Annotated in this window: 14 protein-coding genes and 1 riboswitch; of the genes, 6 read left to right on the top strand and 8 right to left on the bottom strand. The window is 37.5% G+C overall.

Features of this window, described 5'->3' with window-relative positions; genetic code table 11:
- Positions 1-40: 40 nt before the first annotated feature.
- The 8 genes from FQ087_RS21195 to FQ087_RS21160 form a co-directional block, all read right to left on the bottom strand.
- Positions 41-1,912, bottom strand: coding sequence for a bifunctional homocysteine S-methyltransferase/methylenetetrahydrofolate reductase (locus tag FQ087_RS21195; RefSeq protein WP_149582619.1), 1,872 nt, complete (start codon positions 1,910-1,912; stop codon positions 41-43).
- Between the two features lie 139 nt (positions 1,913-2,051).
- Positions 2,052-2,160: riboswitch (SAM riboswitch) on the bottom strand.
- A gap of 320 nt (positions 2,161-2,480) precedes the next feature.
- A complete protein-coding gene (locus tag FQ087_RS21190; protein ID WP_149582590.1) occupies positions 2,481-3,827 on the bottom strand; it encodes a GntP family permease in 1,347 nt (448 codons plus the stop codon).
- A 24-nt stretch (positions 3,828-3,851) separates the two neighbouring features.
- Positions 3,852-5,396 (bottom strand): gluconokinase, encoded by a 1,545-nt coding sequence (gntK, locus tag FQ087_RS21185; protein ID WP_149582589.1) that lies wholly within the window; start codon positions 5,394-5,396, stop codon positions 3,852-3,854.
- A gap of 5 nt (positions 5,397-5,401) precedes the next feature.
- The gene (locus tag FQ087_RS21180; protein WP_149582588.1) at positions 5,402-6,121 is read right to left on the bottom strand and encodes a GntR family transcriptional regulator; all 720 of its coding nucleotides are present in this window, start codon (positions 6,119-6,121) and stop codon (positions 5,402-5,404) included.
- A gap of 908 nt (positions 6,122-7,029) precedes the next feature.
- Entirely contained in the window at positions 7,030-7,995 is a 966-nt protein-coding gene (locus FQ087_RS21175) for a coiled-coil domain-containing protein (protein ID WP_149582587.1), read from the bottom strand.
- Between the two features lie 156 nt (positions 7,996-8,151).
- Complete coding sequence (locus tag FQ087_RS21170; RefSeq protein ID WP_149582586.1) at positions 8,152-8,451, bottom strand: hypothetical protein; 300 nt, start codon at positions 8,449-8,451, stop codon at positions 8,152-8,154.
- Positions 8,444-9,022: a hypothetical protein gene (locus FQ087_RS21165; RefSeq protein WP_149582585.1), complete on the bottom strand. Its 579-nt coding sequence runs from the start codon at positions 9,020-9,022 to the stop codon at positions 8,444-8,446. The genes FQ087_RS21170 and FQ087_RS21165 overlap by 8 nt, the downstream gene beginning before the upstream one ends.
- A 93-nt stretch (positions 9,023-9,115) precedes the next feature.
- Entirely contained in the window at positions 9,116-9,841 is a 726-nt protein-coding gene (locus FQ087_RS21160; RefSeq protein ID WP_149582584.1) for a BMQ_0737 family morphogenetic spore coat protein, read from the bottom strand.
- A 286-nt stretch (positions 9,842-10,127) separates the two neighbouring features.
- Between FQ087_RS21160 and FQ087_RS21155 the strand changes: the two genes are divergently transcribed.
- The 6 genes from FQ087_RS21155 to FQ087_RS21130 all read left to right on the top strand — a co-directional run bounded on the left by FQ087_RS21155 (position 10,128) and on the right by FQ087_RS21130 (position 17,606).
- Positions 10,128-11,504 carry a hypothetical protein gene (locus tag FQ087_RS21155; RefSeq protein WP_149582583.1) on the top strand — a complete coding sequence of 459 codons (1,377 nt, stop codon included), beginning with the start codon at positions 10,128-10,130 and terminating at the stop codon, positions 11,502-11,504.
- 285 nt (positions 11,505-11,789) lie between these two features.
- Positions 11,790-12,149, top strand: a complete 360-nt coding sequence (locus FQ087_RS21150; protein WP_149582582.1) for a hypothetical protein — start codon at positions 11,790-11,792, stop codon at positions 12,147-12,149.
- Positions 12,150-12,906: 757 nt separating this feature from the next.
- Positions 12,907-13,554: a GntR family transcriptional regulator gene (locus FQ087_RS21145; protein WP_149582581.1), complete on the top strand. Its 648-nt coding sequence runs from the start codon at positions 12,907-12,909 to the stop codon at positions 13,552-13,554.
- A gap of 170 nt (positions 13,555-13,724) precedes the next feature.
- Positions 13,725-14,843, top strand: a complete 1,119-nt coding sequence (locus FQ087_RS21140) for a M20 metallopeptidase family protein (protein ID WP_149582580.1) — start codon at positions 13,725-13,727, stop codon at positions 14,841-14,843.
- A 38-nt stretch (positions 14,844-14,881) separates the two neighbouring features.
- On the top strand, positions 14,882-16,294 hold the full coding sequence (locus tag FQ087_RS21135) for a YfcC family protein (RefSeq protein WP_149582579.1): 1,413 nt from the start codon (positions 14,882-14,884) through the stop codon (positions 16,292-16,294).
- Positions 16,295-16,382: 88 nt separating this feature from the next.
- Positions 16,383-17,606, top strand: a complete 1,224-nt coding sequence (locus tag FQ087_RS21130; protein WP_149582578.1) for a M20 metallopeptidase family protein — start codon at positions 16,383-16,385, stop codon at positions 17,604-17,606.
- Positions 17,607-18,285 lie beyond the last annotated feature (679 nt).

The raw sequence follows: 18,285 nt of genomic DNA, 5'->3' as shown, positions 1-18,285 counted from the left end.
TATGTTAGCCCCTTTATTTTATATTTTTTTATCATCCAATTTAATACACAATGCTCTCGGTCCGAACCACCTCCCCTGCTACAATCGCGTCCACTTTACTGTGTATATACTCCGTTAAATGTACAGTCATGTCATAGCGCATAAAGGGAGTTATTAAATAGATGCCATGAAAATGCTCAAGCGCCACGTCAATCAATTCCTTGGAAACCTCTAAACCTTCTCTCGTAGACTGCTCACGATTGCCATCAGACAAAGCCATTCTTGCGCGTACTTGGTCCGTCAACTTAATGCCCGGCACCTCATTGTGTAGAAATTCAGCGTTTTGCGACGAGGTCAGCGGCATAATTCCAATGTAAATTGGCGCCTCAATATGTTTTGTCGCCTCATATACTTCAATAATCTTTTCCGTACTATAGATTGGCTGGGTAATAAAATAGTCGGCTCCCGCTTCTATCTTTTTCTCTAATCTCTCCACGGCACGATCTAAGTGCCGCACGTTCGGATTAAAGGCTGCCGCCACCGTAAAGGACGTTTTCTGTTGCAATGACTTACCAGACTTTGAAATGCCTTCATTGAATTGCTTGATCAGTTGGATCAATTCAAAAGATGTCATATCGAATACAGACGTTGCTCCTGGAAATTCCCCGATTTTCGTAGGATCTCCCGTAATTGCCAACAACTCAGTGATACCCAATGTGTGTAATCCCATGAGATGTGACTGCAATCCAATTAGATTGCGATCCCGACATGTAATGTGGACAAGTGGCGTTGCACCAATATTTTGTTTAACAAGTGATGCCATTGATGCATTACAAATTCTTGGGGTCGCCAGTGAATTATCCGCCAATGTAATAGCATCCACACCTGCATCCTTTAACGCCTGTGCCCCCTCAAAAAACTGACTCGTATTTAAATGTTTGGGCGCATCAAGTTCAACAATTATCGAATGTCTTTTTTTCACCGTCTCAAGCAATGTTGGCAGTTTCGATTCCGTTGGCGTAGACTCTATAATCTCAACTTCCGCTTCCTTCTTTTCAACAAATTTCTCTTGAATCGGCTCACGATTTGTAAGTCCTTTCACAAGTGCACGAATATGTTCTGGTGTAGTTCCACAACATCCACCTATTAAACTAGCCCCTTCCCTTCGAAAGTTCATAGCGAACCTTTCGAAATATTCAGGCTCATTTTCGTAAAATAATTTCCCATCCTTATATCCCGGATAACTAGCATTCGGATACACCGACAGTAATGCTCGCTTCATCAATGGAACCGTTTCTAAAGACTCCAGCATATGATGGGGACCTAAGCGGCAGTTGACACCTACGATATCCGCACCCAATTCCTCTAACTGCTGCAAAGCATCCGCAAGCTCCAAACCATTTTGAAGTACCCCCGCCTCATGCATCGAAACGTTCGTAATAATCGGGATATCTGTCTCCTCCCGCGCAATTTTTAGTACAGTTGTTAATTCATCAAAATCATAATAGGTTTCTAAAAGTAGACCATCTACCCCCTCAAGAAGTAGGCAATACAATTGTTCTCTAAAGCTACGCTTGATTTCTTCCTTTGTTCCAATGGATGTTCGAGAACCATGAATACCCCCAATTGTCCCAAGAATGAACGTATTCTTACCCGCAGCTTTTTTTGCAAGTTGGACTGCTGCTTTGTTTATCTTTTTTACACTGTCCTCCAAACCATAACGTGCTAACTTGATATAATTTGCACCATACGTATTTGTTTGTATGATATCCGCGCCTGCCTCTATATAGGCCTGATGAATGTGAAGTACTTGATCAGGATGTGTCAAATTCATCTCCTCAAAACAAAGATCCACCCCGTGTGAATAAAGAAGAGTTCCCATCGCCCCATCACCAATCAAAATGCGTTCTTTCATAGTCTCTAATAAATTCACTGACATCACTTGCCCCTTTCGATAAACCATTTTCCTTGTTATTTAAAATTTGCTACCAATCGGAAATTTTCAGTAAAACAAAAAGAGCCTCTTCCTGTTTTACATAAAGGAAGTAGACTCTGAATCTGAATAAGTCTTCTCCTCATCTTCCAAGTCGGATTATCGACTTGCTGGAATTAGCACCATGCCACAAAATGGCGGTTGCTGAGGTGTCATCGGGCCAGTCCCTATACCTCTCTAGATAAGAAAAACTATTAAATTGGATTTGTTTAGTTACGTTATTACAGACTTTACACGATTGTCGGAAAATTAGCAACAACTTTCTCGGAAGTAATTAATTTGTTCCGCCGATTCAGACTATTACTCGTTATTTAATCAGCCTTTTGTCACTTTTCATATAGAAATTCACGTTCCTCTAGCCCCATCTAATATTAACAAGTTCCATTAAGCCGCCAATAGGTCACTTCTGCAAGATGATCCTTTTTCAGAACTGATTGCATAACCAATGCACAATAAAAGTGAGGCCATTAACCACTGCCCTCAATGTAACATTAGATTCCCACATTTTTTATACGATTAAACTCAATAATAGAATAAACACTAACCCAGCTACCGAAATAATCGTTTCAAGCAATGTCCATGTTGCGAATGTTTCTTTCAGGGTCAAACCAAAGAACTCCTTAAACATCCAAAAGCCGGCATCATTCACATGCGATGCAATTAGACTACCTGCTCCAGTTGCAAGTACGACCAGCGCTAAATTCACATCAGATGTACCCAACATAGGAATAACCAGGCCAGCTGTTGTTAAAGCAGCTACAGTTGCTGAACCTAATGCAATCCTTAATATAGCTGCGATGATCCATGCAAGTAAAATAGGTGATAATGAGGTCCCGCTGAATAACTCCGCTACATAGTCACCAACACCACCATCGATGAGCACTTGTTTAAAAGCCCCACCGCCACCAATAATTAACAGTAGCATCCCAATATTTGTAATGGCTATCCCACAAGAATTCATAACGGTTTTCATTGGAATATTTCTTGCCAATCCCATTGTGAAAATTGCAAGCAATAGTGATAACACCATAGCTGTAGAGGCATTACCTACAAAACGAACAACTTCAAATAACTTATTATCTGTAATATCCATTGTCTTCTGAACCATCGAAACAACCGTGGCTATAGACATTAAAATAACAGGAAACATTGCTGTAAACACACTGATACCAAAACCGGGAGTATCTTCCATTTTAAATGTTTTTTGTTCTCCTAAAGATGCAATATCACCAGTTCTATTGAACGAATCAGGTACTAGCTTTTTAGCAAGCTTCGTGAATAAAGGGCCCGCTATAATTACAGTCGGAATAGAGATAATAAAACCGTAAAGTAGAACTTCACCAATGTTTGCACCATATTCTCCGGCAATAACTGTTGGTCCCGGATGCGGTGGTAAGAAACCGTGCGTCACGGATAAGGCCGCAGCCATAGGAATTCCTAAGTATAAAATAGAGACCTTTAATTGTTTCGAAATGGTAAATACGATTGGAATTAATAGCACTAACCCTACCTCGAAGAATAAGGCAATACCAATAATGAATGAAGCAACTACAACAGCCCATTGAATATTTCTTTCTCCGAACTTGTCGATGAGGGTCATCGCAATACGTTGCGCTCCCCCTGCATCTGCAATTAACCTACCCAACATAGCGCCAAGTCCAAAGATTAGCGCTAAATGGCCAAGTGTTCCCCCTAGTCCAGCTTCAATAGAAGAAACAATGCTATCTAGTGGCATGCCTAAAGCTAGTGCCACACCGAAAGAGACAATGATTAAAGAAACAAAAGTGTTTAATTTGAACCACATGATTAAAACAAGTAACGCAACTATACCTATTGATACAATGACTAACGGCAAAACAATTCCTCCTAAATTTCTCTATTACTTTTTAATTAAGCTTCTTTGATAACTTGCAATACTTGCATATTCTTTTTCCAAAACCCTCGATAAATTTATGAATATAGGAAATAGTTTCCGGTATTCTTGTACATCAGATTCTATAGGTGTGTGCTTATAAGTGCTGCCAATCATTTCAGAAACAACATCGAATGATTCGACTTTCCCTGTAGCATAGAGCCCTAATATGCAAGCACCTAGACATGAACTTTCATAACTTTCCGGCACAATTACTTCCAAGTCGAATATATCGGCCATCATTTGGCGCCAAACATCTGATCTTGCGAAACCGCCAGTAGCTTGAATTCGAGTAACTGGTTCATTCATAACCTCAGTTAACGCTAAGAATACTGTGTACAAATTGTAAATCACACCTTCAAGAGCCGCCCGAATCATATGCTCTTTCTTATGCGACATAGTTAAACCAAAGAATGAGCCGCGCACGTCAGGATTCCACAATGGTGCACGTTCACCTGCTAGGTACGGATGAAATAACAAACCATCCGAACCTGGTCTTACACGTTCAGCAATCTTCGTTAGCACTTCATACGGATCAATACCTAGCCTTTTCGCCGTTTCTACTTCTGATGATGCAAATTCATCTCTAATCCAGCGGAGCACCATTCCACCATTGTTTACTGGACCACCAATGACCCAATGCTTTTCAGTTAATGCATAGCAAAATATTCGTCCTTTTTCATCTGTTCGAGGCTGGTCAATAACCGTTCGGATTGCGCCACTAGTACCAATCGTTACCGCTACTTCCCCCTTACCAATTGCATTCACACCTATATTAGAAAGTACTCCATCACTTGCACCAATGACAAACGCAGTTTGTGGATCAATGCCAATCTTTGTTGCTATATCCGAATTACAATTTTTAAAAATCTCGGTTGTCGGCACGAGCTCAGATAATTGTTCTTGGGTAACACCGGCGATTTCCAATGCTTCTTCATCCCACTCCAATTTTTCTAAATTCATCATACCCATTGCTGATGCCAGAGAATGATCTACTACATATCGATTAAAGAATTTCTTGAAAATGAATTCTTTAATACCTATATATTTTTTAGCTTTGGTCGCTATCTCAGGACAATCATGCACAATCCAAGCAATTTTACTTAATGGTGACATGGGATGAATAGGTGTTCCTGTCCGCCTGTATACTTCATGCCCATTTAACTCTTCTTTTATTTTTCTAGTCCAAGCTTCACTTCGATTATCCGCCCAAGTGATACACTGCGTCAGCGGCTGATCATTTTCATCCATCGCAATAACACTATGCATCGCACTACTAAATGAAATAAACGATAAATCTTTTGGTGATATTTTGGAATGTCCCATAACATTCGAGATGACTTGTAAGACAGCCTGAAATATTTCTTCAGGATTCTGTTCTGCTGTCGAAATATCTGGTGTGTAAAGCGGATAACCTATATTATCTTGCTGAACAATTTCACCTTTTTCAGTAAATAAAACGGCTTTCGTACTCGTTGTCCCTATATCTACTCCTAACATATAGTACGTCATCTCTATCACTCTCTTCCTTTAGTGAGCATTTGTTGCGACATCCAAAGGTCTTCCACTTTACCTTGGACATCATCGAAGTTTTGGTGCAAAGCTTGAATCATGATATCTCTATCTTTTATTTTAATAGCTTCAATGTAAACTTTATGATTTTTCAAGATACGAGGAAAATCTTCGTATTTCTCCTTTAAACGCATTCGCATTGATAAAAGAATTAAACTTTCCATAACAGGTTTCGTGTTATTCCAAATCAACATGATGTATGAATGATTAATCGAGCGAATAATTGTTTCATGAAATAACACATCTTGATAAGAGAATTCATCAGCATCTCTGTATTTAATGGCGACTTCCATCATTTCATGGATTTTACTTAGTTCTCTCACTAGTTCACTAGTGTCTATTTGTACAATCCGTTCATAAACAAAGGTTTCTATGAGTAAACGTACATCATAAATTTCCTTGATATCCTGTTCAGTTAGACCAACAACTACTGCGCCCATTCTTTCTAATCGAATAATGTTTTCTGAAGCCAATATTTTTAGCGCTTCGCGGATAGGGGAACGGCTTACTTCAAATTCCATTGCTAATTTATTTTCCGATAAAATGGTACCCTTCTCTATTATGCCCGAAATTATCCGCATTCTAACTTCACATGCTAAGCGTACTCCAGTGGAAGCGTTTGCAATCCATTTCGAAGGATATAATAATTCCTTTATTTCGCTCATATGCTCACTTCCTCACCTGAAGGTCGATATACTTGTATACAAGTATATTAGTTCAAATCCGTTAAAATGTAAACGCTTATATGGAAATCAAGAAAAGCAAAAGACGAACCTGTTAAACGGCACTATTTGCCTGGGAAGGATGCTGCTTAATCCTTCCCAGCTTATTTATGACCCCATCGTTCGGCGTCTGAAACCTAAACATTATTCCGTGTCAAAAAACTTATACTTTCTTATTATTTATATCTGTTGTTTAACCATTTTTCTGCATAAGATACTGGTGAGAAGGGCTTGATAAGCTCGTTTTTTCACTGGACCAATTCCGGCTCGCTATCGGCGAAATAGTCACGACAGTTTTAAGAGGAATTGCAATTCATTCCTCGAGGGGCATGTGTGGCTGCTTCTATCCATAATTGGAAGCCATCATTCCTTCGTTCCAAAAAACCTAAGCATTTCGTGTACCTATGCCTTTGGAGAGCGAAGGATGAACGACCACCATACGATTACCGAAAAAATCTATAGGGACGCGACGAAGTCGCATCTCTATAGATCAAGATATCTCGCTACTTTTATGGAGTCATTCAAACCAAAGCATTCTAAAGCAACTGTACTCGAGACGCCTAGTGTTTGATTAAATTGTTTTCCGGCTAATTTTGGTTAATCAACTTTGTGTTAATTTTAATACGAGAGTTTCCTTCCATTTTCATGAGAGATACTTTTACTGAAGGCTGGACAGTGAAAACTAAATTGATAGTATGTTCTTTGGCTATAATTGAACATAACAAAAGAGGCTCAGTACTTTCCGAAAAAAGTTTGAGCCTCATGATTGATCCTATTGAGTTTTAGATAAAGTTTATCTTCAATTAGTGGGAGCTTTACTACACTCGCTACTGGTGCAGATTCAAGAAAGGTCAATTCTCACGTCTCCTCTCTAGAACACGATTCCCAACATTGAAGACCTTTATACCATCAATTTCTACACTAAGCTGATCTAACTTATGCTCCAAAGAATTGATAATGAGTAATTTGGCATCCAACTTTAATTCGTAATCTAACGATTTGACCAATAGCTCTTTTATTTGTTGGTCCAATTGCGTGAGGGTCTCAATATCAATAGTAGGTGTACTTGTTAAAGAGAATGAGTCAAGACCTACATGACCTTCACTCTTCTGATTCAGGCTTTCTTCAAGTACTCTAATAGCGTCACTCTGCTTTGTATTTTGTTCTTTCAACTTCACAATTTCATGTTGGAGCTTCCATATAGCATTATTTTTCCCTTCTATTTCTTGTAGTAAAAGCTGTCTCATTTCCTCAGACTCGGTGCGCTCTTTTATCGTACTATCTAATTTTTCTATTTTGGAATGCACTTGTTTATTTGTTTCTTGAATGAGTTCAAAAAGTTTATATTCGAGCTGTTTTATAGTCGTTTTATTATCAGCAAGTTTTTTATGAAAAGAAGAAACTTGCCTATCATGTTTCCTGTACCAATATTGATTGGTATTAACCCCATCTTCCAATTTTTTAACAACTTCGGTCAACTGTTTGTTTATCGGCTGTACATCAGTTTTTGTTTTCCATAAAGTATTAATAGAAGTGGTGTATCTTTTCCCATTCATCTCTAGTAATAGGGCGCTTTTTTTATAATCATTAGTCTGCTTTTCTAATTCTTGATTTAACTTATATAGCTCTTCAGTTAGTTCGTTTTTTTCATTTGTTAATTGACTATTTTCTTGCTCAAGGTTTTCTATTATTGAATAGTGATAGCTATCTTTATATTTTTTAACTTCGTATTTATATTTAGCTAGTTCCGCCTTTAAAAAGATGATCATTTGTTGAAGTTGTAGAGGATCATTGCTTTTAGTGTTTTCACTATTCACGTCAGTCCTCCTCCCATAGATACTCCTCAAGCAAAATCTACACTAAATTAGGTTTAATAGAATGACTCTATTGATAAACGCTTTGGTGCTTAAGGGATACCACCCGCCATAAGCCAGGTAGCTTCGTCGTCAGTCTGACTTCTCCGCTTGCCACTGTCATATTTCTTTTAACAAAGCAATAATCTCTTCAAATCCCTTTTTGCTATCTGCAATTATATGGTCAAGTTCCTCTAAAATCTTCATTTGAGAATCCTCATTCACATCTCCACCGGTTCTACGTTGTCCGTTCATAAACAGAGAGAGAATCAGCATATTCAATGTGCTATTCTCTAAAAACACAAAGCTATTATTGGTTTCCAGTTTATCCTCTTTTAGTACATTCAGCTGATTTTCCATAAATTGATGAATGATGTGCTTCATAACTAATTCTTGATCTTTTCCATCTAAATCACTCATTTTCATCCCCCTGTTTATGCACAGTTCCATTAAGATTGATGGGATTAATCACAGCAATTCCATCTTCCAGTTGATCACTATACGTATATCCCAAAATACTACCCGCGTAGGATTCTTTTGGAGACCATGTAATCTGGAAGTTTGAAAATGAAATGGTCTCATTAGGTTCAATGGATGCTTTCCCTAATGGTTTGAGCCAAAATTCCTCTTTATTCGTTTTTTCATTTGTACGTAACCATCCATCAGCCACTTTCAATGACTGCTTAAAATCCGCATAAACGTACCTCCCTGAAAAGGAGAAGGAAGACTCTTTAGATACTTTTATGCATACAGAAGGATTTGTGATTGGCTGGTTACCTAAATTATGTATATGGTATGACCCGACACATAGGCTCTCTTGTTCCGGGTCGTGAGAGATGTTTAATGAATAAGTAAAATAGCTTATTATATTCGTTCTCGCAGGTTCATTGAGCTCACCTACCATTTTTTTAATTTCAGACAAGTATGATTCCGTTTGATGTTGGAGCTTCTTAATCTTTGCCTCCACATCATTACTATTGTGTCCCACCATTCCCTACCCCTTTTCCTAAAAAAAAAATAAAGAGAGGAATTCCCTCCCTTTAAGATATGTTTTTTGCTTAACCATTATCACCAATAACTGATATTAGTGACAGCAATGCCCGTGGCCATCATCAGGGAAAACAACAGAGCATTGTTGCGGACGCATTGGTCCAGGGCTAGCAATTGGTAAATCGTCTCTTGGTTCACAGTAATCAGCTAAAAACTCAACAGTAACTGGGAATGTTGATTGGATGCTTTGGCATGTATCTATTGAGATAGATAGATTTGAGAATTTGATCCCACCATCAAATGGACTATGGCTTTCTCCCTCAAGTCTCCCAGTAGTACACACGAAACAATCTAGATTCGTGAACGTTATTTCAACGTCTGTTCCTTCTGGAGCACATAATGTAACTTGCTCACAACGTGAAAACGCTAGATCTGAGTTGAAATACTCATTTTCGGGAGATTTGCTAGTCAACACCGTTCCATCTGCTAAAGTTACAGTAAGGGTTATCACAAAGTTCTTACGAATATTGAGCTGCTGAAGTATAACGTTCTTTCCATCAATACAAAACGGACGATCTTCACGTCCTAGGATGACAACTGGATGATGCCTATCAGGAGTCACTTCACATGTAACGGTCGCATGATTAAACCCACTGAATTTGTAATCTTCTTTCGGTACCATATTCGTAGGGGTAAAAAGAAACTCTTTCCCTGAAGGAAAATTAACATCAAACGACTTTTCTTTAACAATCCAATCATAAACCTTGTCGACATTTATACAAATTAGTTCTTTCCCATCACAATGTTTTTTTTCTTGCACTTTGCAGACACCTCCAAATTTTTTTATCTTTCTTTGGTAGCATATGATGTGAAAAAATGTGTGTATAGGCAAAGAAATGACTTATCGAGATATTTATTAAATTGAACAGATTTTGGAAGAGCTAAGGAGTAATTGATAATAAATTATTATTGCAGGAAGGATATCATCCTGCGAGAATCCAGCTCTTATTCATATATTATTCAGTGGCTGAAAGTGACAATTCATCACGCAATGAAAACATCATTAATAGAATAGAATGGAATGAACTGCAAAGGGGTGAAAAGCGATGGGAGATTCTAAGTTGTACACCGCTCATGATATTGAAAAACTGAAGCAGAAAGTCGCAATGTATAAAGACACCTTAACTACATTGAAAACAGGAAATTCAATTGACGACTATCTTTACAAAAACAGTGAATTTAAGGGGTTTACAACACAAATCTCAAATTTAGAAGGGGTAATAGAAAAATTGAATGAAAAACAAAGTACACAAATCGAGGCGCATGAGCAGCAAGTAAAAAACTTTTCGGTTCAGATTACTTCTCTTAACCAAACTGTTGAAGAGTTGAATCAAGACATTTCATTAATTATCAATAAAATAGCTAATAATAGTAGTAATGATTTTATAGAACACATTGATGCACCGGCCGACACACAAAATCTCGCAAACATTTCCACAAGTGATGTAAGAGTGGGAAATCTTATAGAAGAAACTACGCAAACAAAAGACCAAACATCCATTTCTTCAATTCAACATTCAAATGGTCCACCATCTTTTAAACAACTACAAAATCTTTTAACGAAGATCAATAGCCTCAAGGAAGAACCACCTATCACAAGCCACGCTATTCAGATGAAGTATCCAGAAGAGCAGCAATTTCAAAATACAGGTTTCCCATCGACCGGCATTAATCCTAACCAACTATATAATGGTCGATATAGAAATGCTCCTATTACATCAGTAATTCATCTTAGTAAGTTCTCTAAAAAACAAGTAATTCCAATGAGAGTCAACGACAATTCCGCTCAAGCTTTAACTACTAACTTTTCTAGTAAAAACGAAACGGTGAGAGAGTATGCTGAAGAAGTGAATAATGTAGCTCTTATCGAGGTGACCAATGAACCAATTGAGATTTCCAATGAAGTTCCTAATGTAGCTCCAATCGAGGTGGACGTTGAGTCAATTGAGAATTCCGATGGAGTTAATAATGTAGCTCTAATCGAGGTAGACAATGCGCCTATTACGATTTCAGATGAAGTAAATAATGTAGCTCTAATCGAGATGGACAATGCGCCTATTACGATTTCAGATGAAGTAAATAATGTAGCTCTAATCGAGATGGACAATGTGCCTATTACGATTTTAGATGAAGTAAATAATGTAGCTCTAATCGAGGTAGACAATGCGCCTATTACGATTTTAGATGAAGTAAATAATGTAGCTCTAATCGAGGTGGACAATGCACCTATTACGATTTTAGATGAAGTAAATAATGTAGCTCTAATCGAGATGGACAATGCGCCTATTGAGATTTCCGATGAAGTAAATGACCTAGCTGTAATCGAGGCGGTAAATGCTCCAAATGAAACTGAAATGAAACGACAGCAACATAAAAATAAAAAGCCATTTTGGCTTTTCAACTTCTTTCGTAAGAAGCATTAATTCCTATTTAGATAATGTATTTAGAATCACCAAATGGGGTACCCTATTTAAAACAGTTGCCTTGACACTAAGTCTAAGGTGGCTGTTTTTTTGGATTCAAAAATCATAAGGTGCCTCGAATAGCGACATTCAGCTATTCGAGGCATCTTTTTGGCGATTACAAAGATGTTCCGAAAAATCTACATTACTATAAAAAAAATTAAAAGTTGCGATAGACAAGTAGTCGATAGCCCGTCCGCCTGACAACTGCTTTGAATATGATAGTTAAGAAAGGAGGTGATATATATGAATTCTACTAAATTTAAACAAGGTTTCTGTTGTGGAGGTAATTTTCAGCAGCTTGGACCATTCAAAGCAGTTGACGCGGCTAGTATACAACCACACGGTTACAATAATTCGCGTGAAAGTTCTCCTAGCGCAGGAGCAAAATCGGCTATAGAAAATCACTCACTTCAATATGGGTGGATAAACGAAGTTTATAATACGAATTTCACCATCAACATTCATGATAATGATGGTAACTTTAATGGTAACCTTAACGAAGGTCAAAGCGGTATTGGTGTCGATAGCAATCACGATAACAATAAAAATAACAATAACAATATCAGCAAAGAATATACCCCTGCTGTTGTTGATGTTATCTAGTAAGCCTTGAGTTACTAAAAAACACCTTCACTAAACGATAAAGGTACAAGTAGTAAATACGCTGCCAATCCATAACTTGTGCTATTTCCGCATCTCTCACTGCAAAAAAAAATTCAAATGCCTGTTTCTGAATCAAATCCGAATCACCAAAGAACTAGGCAACCTTTTTCTATCATTTCGTAAATAAATATCCCCTAAGAACTTGATAAATCAAGACCTTAGGGGTTTATTTCTATTTACATCATACATCCCCTTTCATTCTTAACTTTACATGACTATCTAAAACTCTATAACGACTTTAGATCACTATTTGCAAGGTTTTCAACATTTTCGTTTCTACAAGAAAATACAGTATTCTATACTTTTAGTGGTCAAAATTATGGTAATAAAAACTTATCCATTTTTCTATTACATGCTCATCTTAATTTGAATTAGATTATATATTTGGCACTATTTATTTAGAATTAACTAGGTCGTATACCTCACCAATATAACGAACAAATCTAGCGAAGGAGCGACAAGTGTGAGTCGTAGCAATAAAGCGGTGTTGGAAGAGCATTCTATTTATTAAGTGCCGCCTATATAATTCAAATCTTTTCTTCTTCAGCCTGTATATTTTATCTCTGCAAAACTCTTTTAAATGACCAAATATTCGCCATCACACCGTTCTTATTTTCCCTATATATTCCACTTAGAAATTGAGTTTCCGAAAAATAATATATATAATAGAATATAAAAAAGACATTGGGGTTATTATATGAATAATTATTTATCGTTAAAGGACCATGTATATAACTATATCGTAGAGCAAATCAACAATGGAACGCTGATTTCTAGAAGTAAAGTTAATGAAAATGCGATCAGCGAGGCTTTGAAAGTTAGTAGGACACCGGTTAGAGAGGCACTCATACAGCTTTCTTCGGAAGGGTTATTAGAAAACATACCAAGAAAAGGATTTATTATAAAAAATCTTTCAAAGGAAGAAGCGAAAGAAACCTTCTTTATCATTGGTGCATTGGATGGCTTGGCTGCTTCACTTGCCACCCCATTATTAACTGAGAAACATATGAAAGAAATGGAATTCTATATCCAGAGTATTGATTTGGCCATTAATACAGGGAATTTCTCCATGTATCATAAAATGCAGGAAGCTTTTCATAATGTCTATCTATCCATCTGTCCAAACAAAAGTCTTGTAAATCTTTTGCTTCAATTAGAAAAGAAGTTTTTGAAGAATTTTGATGGTTCTGCTGAGCCCGAATTAACAACGAAAAGACTTACACAAACAAACAACGAACATAGAAAGATGATGGAACTGTTTAGAAACGGTGCTTCAGCTGAATTAGAACTCTTCATGAAAGAAGTACATTGGAATACAGAAAAAGCGGAGGTCATCCCTCTATAATCCGCAAAATTAATAAGTTAAAAAAATTCTGTTTCGAAAAAACAGAATTTTTTTATTGAAAATCATAAAATATAATGTACAATATACAATATACGAAATTGACTAACATTTCTGCGTTGCGAAAATCACGTTAGTACATTGAGAGAAAAAGCTAGGAGGTTTGGTGGGTATTGAAAAATCGGAATTTTGAATTAGCCAAGAAACTACGACATGAATTGCATCAACATCCTGAAATTTCTAACGAAGAAGTTTGGACAAAACAACACTTAATCGACTTTTTGAAAACGCATACAACAAACTTTGAAATTGTAGATAAAGGAAATTGGTTCTATGCAATTTATCGTGCAGGAGATAATAAGCCCAATATTGCTTTTCGTGCAGATTTTGATGCACTTCCAATGGACGAAGTCATTGATCTCCCATGGGCTTCTAAAATCCCTGGAAAAGCACACAAATGTGGGCATGATGGGCACTCAGCGACACTAGCAGGATTTGCCCTTGAAATTGATCAAAATGGTTCAGATAAAAATGTTTTTTGCCTCTTCCAGCCGGCTGAAGAAACAGGAGATGGTGCGATTCAATGTGTTGATTTCATAAAGGAACATAATATTGACGAAATTTTCGCCTATCATAATATGAGTGATTTCCCTTACAAAGCTGTAGGAATTTTGGATGGAACAATGTTGTGTGCGTCTAAAGGAATGACCATACACTTTGAAGGTGCTCCTGCCCATGCCAGCCAGCCCGAAACGGGAATCAACCCATCATTGGCATTCTCTAATATTGTCAGAGAGATTCCAGAATTCATCTCACCGAAAAAAAATAAAGGTCTTGTCCTTTGTACTGTTGTACAAATCGATGTTGGTGAAAAAGCATTTGGTATTGCTGCATCAAAAGGAGATATTCGCATGACAATACGAGCCCTCTATGAAGAAGAGCTGGATCGACTTCAAGTAAACCTTGAAAATTTCGCTAAAGCTCAAGCAGAGGAATATGGGTTAAAAGTAAGTTTTCACTATAACGATGAATTCCCTGAAACGGTAAACCATAAAGAAAGTGCAGATAAAATTCGTCTTGTTGCAAAAGACAAGGGAATGGAATTACTTGAACTACAGGAAGCATTTCGTGGTTCAGAAGACTTTGGACACTTTACGAAGTTAACAAAGGGTGCTTATTGCTTCATCGGCAACGGGGAAAATCACCCGCATGTTCATACCCATGCGTATGACTTTCGTGACGAACTTATTGAATCAGGAGTTGAACTATTCAAGGGCTTAACAGAATTATAATAGTTAACAAGTAGGTAGAGGGATTGGGAGGAAAGTACATGTCAAAGAAGGAAAAACGAAAAGGGTTTAACTTCCCTCATGTTTATATTATGTTCTTACTAGTTATGTTACTGGTAATCGTATTATCTTGGATTGTACCAAGTGGGCAGTATGAACGAAATGTGAATCCGGAAACAGGTATCACTGAACTGAACACAGAGGTATTTGAGTATGTCGATCAAGCCAAGCCAATTGGATTTATGGATTTTTTCACAGCTTTACATAATGGGGTTGTACAATCTGCCGATATCATTGTGATGCTACTATTTGCAAGTGGTGCCCTTTATATTCTTGAAAAATCAGGCGCAATTACAGCAGGTATACATAAGCTATTGCGTGTTGCTGGAGGCAAAGAAAAACTTATCATCATCGTATTACTAACATTGTTTTCTGTTATGGGGACAATTGGTTTCGGTGAAGGAGGAATCCCATTCATCCCGCTAGCAATGGCTGTCGTTATGGGGATGGGATATGACCGAATAACCGCCTTCGCTACGTCAACAGTTGGTTTGGCGATTGGTTTTACTGCAGGCGCAGTGAATTTTTATACGACGGGTGTTAGTCAATCGATTGTAGGATTGCCTATCTATTCTGGTCTGGTTTTCCGCATCGTTGCACTGGTGATTTTTATAGTCATCTCTATGGTGTATATTCTACGGTATGCTAATAAAACCAAAGCAAACCCAATGAAAAGTATTGTGGCTGAAGAATATATAGAACAACTAGAAAACACAAAAAAAGCTGAGTATGTGGAAGAAGAGTTTACATTACCAAGAAAGATCGCTTTATTGGGGTTAGTGGCCGTTTTAGTTGGTGGTGCATATGGTGCCATTCAACTTGGTTGGGGAATGCCGCAGTTATCTGCTGTCTATGCTATCTATGCTGTATTCTTAGTCATCATGTTAAGACTGGATCCTAGTGAAGCAGCTGTTACATTTGGAACAGGAGCAGCAAGACTTCTACCAACTGCACTAGCTATTGGTTTTGCTCGTTCTGTCATGATTTTAATGGATCAAGCTCAAATTATCGATCCAGCTGTCCATGCATTATCTGGATTATTAAGCAATACTGGATCCGTTATCACTTTATTAGTTCTTTTCTTAGTCGTTATCTTCTTCAATTTCTTTGTTGTTTCCGGAAGTGGAAAAGCAATGATCTTGATGCCAATTATGGGGCCACTCGGGAAAATACTAGGCATCAACCAGCAAGTAATGGTTGTTGTATATCAATTTGGGGATGGATTTACGAACTATTTATGGCCAACTTCTGGCGGATTAATGGCTGCACTCGGAATGGCTAATGTAAATTATGCTGATTGGGTTAAGTTTTCATTAAAATTATTCATGTTACTACATTTTGCCGCATTTGTATTAATCATAGTCGCTCATTATATAGGTTTAGGACCAGCCTAATAACGACCATGAACAAACAATATTCGTTTTTTAGATACTCAGTAGGTTTGCAACAAATAATCTCGTAAATAAAAAAGGGGATGTCTACATGATTAACATTGTTGAAGACTCAAAAATATATGAAGAACAAATTATTAAAGACCGTCGATATTTACATCAAAACCCAGAAATCGGGTTCGATCTTCCAAACACACAACGATACATTCAACAACGTCTTGATGAAATCGGAATAGAACATAAGCCCTGTGGCGTAGTACCACCTGAGGTTAGAGAAAAGTATGCAAGAGCTGGATTTCCTGAACAAGTAAATTGTACAGGTGTTGTCGCGACGATTGGTCAAGGTTCTCCTTGTATTCTTCTCCGTGCTGATATGGATGCATTACCCATTGAGGAAGAAGTAGAATCAGAATTCAAATCAACAAAACCTGGTCTTATGCATGCCTGTGGTCATGACTCACATGTTGCCATGCTTTTAGGAGCTGCCCAACTTTTGAAAAATCATGAAGCTGAATTACAAGGTACTGTAAAATTATTCTTCCAACCTGGTGAAGAATGGGGATACGGTTCTAAGTTAATGATCGATGATGGGGCACTTGAAAACCCAAAAGTGGATGCTGCTTTCGGAATTCATATTATGCCAGACCAACAAGCTGGAACGCTGTCAGTCAGTAAAGGGACATTAACACAAGCAATGGATTCGTATATTGTGGATATTAAAGGATATGGTGGCCATAGCTCACAACCCCATAAAACCATTGATGCCAACATGATTATGAATCAACTTTATACCAGTTTAAATCTATTATTCACACGTGAAGCTGCTCCAAATCAGCATGTTACATTTTCCGTAGGTGCCATGAGTGGTGGTACTGTGACGAATGTGATCCCAGAAAAAGCAGTGTTAAGCGGAAATATGCGTAGTTATGATCAGGAGACGCGAGATCATTTATGTCAACGAATCCCTGAGATGATTGATCATGTTGTAAAAGCATGGCGTGGAGAATATAGCACAACAGAATTCCACACACCAACGACATACAATAATCCTGAATTTGTTGATGAAATCACCTCTTTCCTAGAAGAAGTTGTTGGTATAGAGAATGTTGTGGATAATGGGCAAATGAGTGGCTCAGAAGACTTCTCTTATATCTCTCAACAAGTACCGTCTGCATTTGTTGTGTTAGGTACCGGAAAAGAAGGAGAAGCCCCTGTTCACAACCCTCGTATGCAACAAAATGAGGATATATTTAAGTATGGTGCTGCTCTACACGCAAACGTAGCAATAGAATGGCTAAAAAATCAGCATAAATGATATTGCACCTCTTATAACGAAATTTAATACAACTAGAAATAAATATTTGTGGTGCCTGTTTATATTATTTGGTCTCTCATTTCAGTGTGAATGACATCAGGATTTAAAAACAACAAAAAACACTTTTAGAATCACTAATGATTTCATAAGTGTTTTTTTGCGTTTAACAGCATGTTTTGTGGAATTAGCATTATCCACGTTTCCCACTCGAAATAATATCGACTATCTCAGCTTTATCACTAATAATCCGATATACAATTCGAATCCCTATTTTCTTGGATTTAATCTCTCTACATCTGATTAAATTAGACTCACTTTTTTGTTAACTCTTCTCCAATCTTTTCTCCCTTCTTCTGTGTTACTGACAATCGATTAGGTCGTTACGTACACTGCTTTTATCAACGTCGGCAATATTGTATGTTGTAGCATACCATGCTGCAACAGGTGATATTTTATATGAAGGAATGCTTCCTAGCACCGTAAATCGTGGCGTATCACCATTTAAATTCTTAAAAGAATAAAATTCATAATCCTAAGCTTTTGATCCACGAGAATTAAAAAGCATTGAGAACATATAAAGATTAGTAGTGCAGACCATGGCAATGGTTAGCACTACTATTTTATATGTAGTAAGGGTGAAGTATAAGTCTCTCAGACATTAATACAACAATGAATCTCT

The organism is Sporosarcina sp. ANT_H38 (genome assembly GCF_008369195.1).
In the GTDB taxonomy this organism is placed as follows: domain Bacteria; phylum Bacillota; class Bacilli; order Bacillales_A; family Planococcaceae; genus Sporosarcina.
This window is presented reverse-complemented; position numbering and strand designations above follow the sequence as displayed.

What these genes read in the sequence shown, in the direction of transcription:
- gntK (WP_149582589.1), bottom strand. Translation starts at nt 5,396, where the DNA reads ATGACGTACTATATGTTAGGAGTAGATATAGGGACAACGAGTACGAAA.
- FQ087_RS21180 (WP_149582588.1), bottom strand. Translation starts at nt 6,121, where the DNA reads ATGAGCGAAATAAAGGAATTATTATATCCTTCGAAATGGATTGCAAAC.
- FQ087_RS21170 (WP_149582586.1), bottom strand. Translation starts at nt 8,451, where the DNA reads ATGAGTGATTTAGATGGAAAAGATCAAGAATTAGTTATGAAGCACATC.
- FQ087_RS21165 (WP_149582585.1), bottom strand. Translation starts at nt 9,022, where the DNA reads ATGGTGGGACACAATAGTAATGATGTGGAGGCAAAGATTAAGAAGCTC.
- FQ087_RS21155 (WP_149582583.1), top strand. Translation starts at nt 10,128, where the DNA reads ATGGGAGATTCTAAGTTGTACACCGCTCATGATATTGAAAAACTGAAG.
- FQ087_RS21150 (WP_149582582.1), top strand. Translation starts at nt 11,790, where the DNA reads ATGAATTCTACTAAATTTAAACAAGGTTTCTGTTGTGGAGGTAATTTT.
- FQ087_RS21145 (WP_149582581.1), top strand. Translation starts at nt 12,907, where the DNA reads ATGAATAATTATTTATCGTTAAAGGACCATGTATATAACTATATCGTA.
- FQ087_RS21135 (WP_149582579.1), top strand. Translation starts at nt 14,882, where the DNA reads ATGTCAAAGAAGGAAAAACGAAAAGGGTTTAACTTCCCTCATGTTTAT.
- FQ087_RS21130 (WP_149582578.1), top strand. Translation starts at nt 16,383, where the DNA reads ATGATTAACATTGTTGAAGACTCAAAAATATATGAAGAACAAATTATT.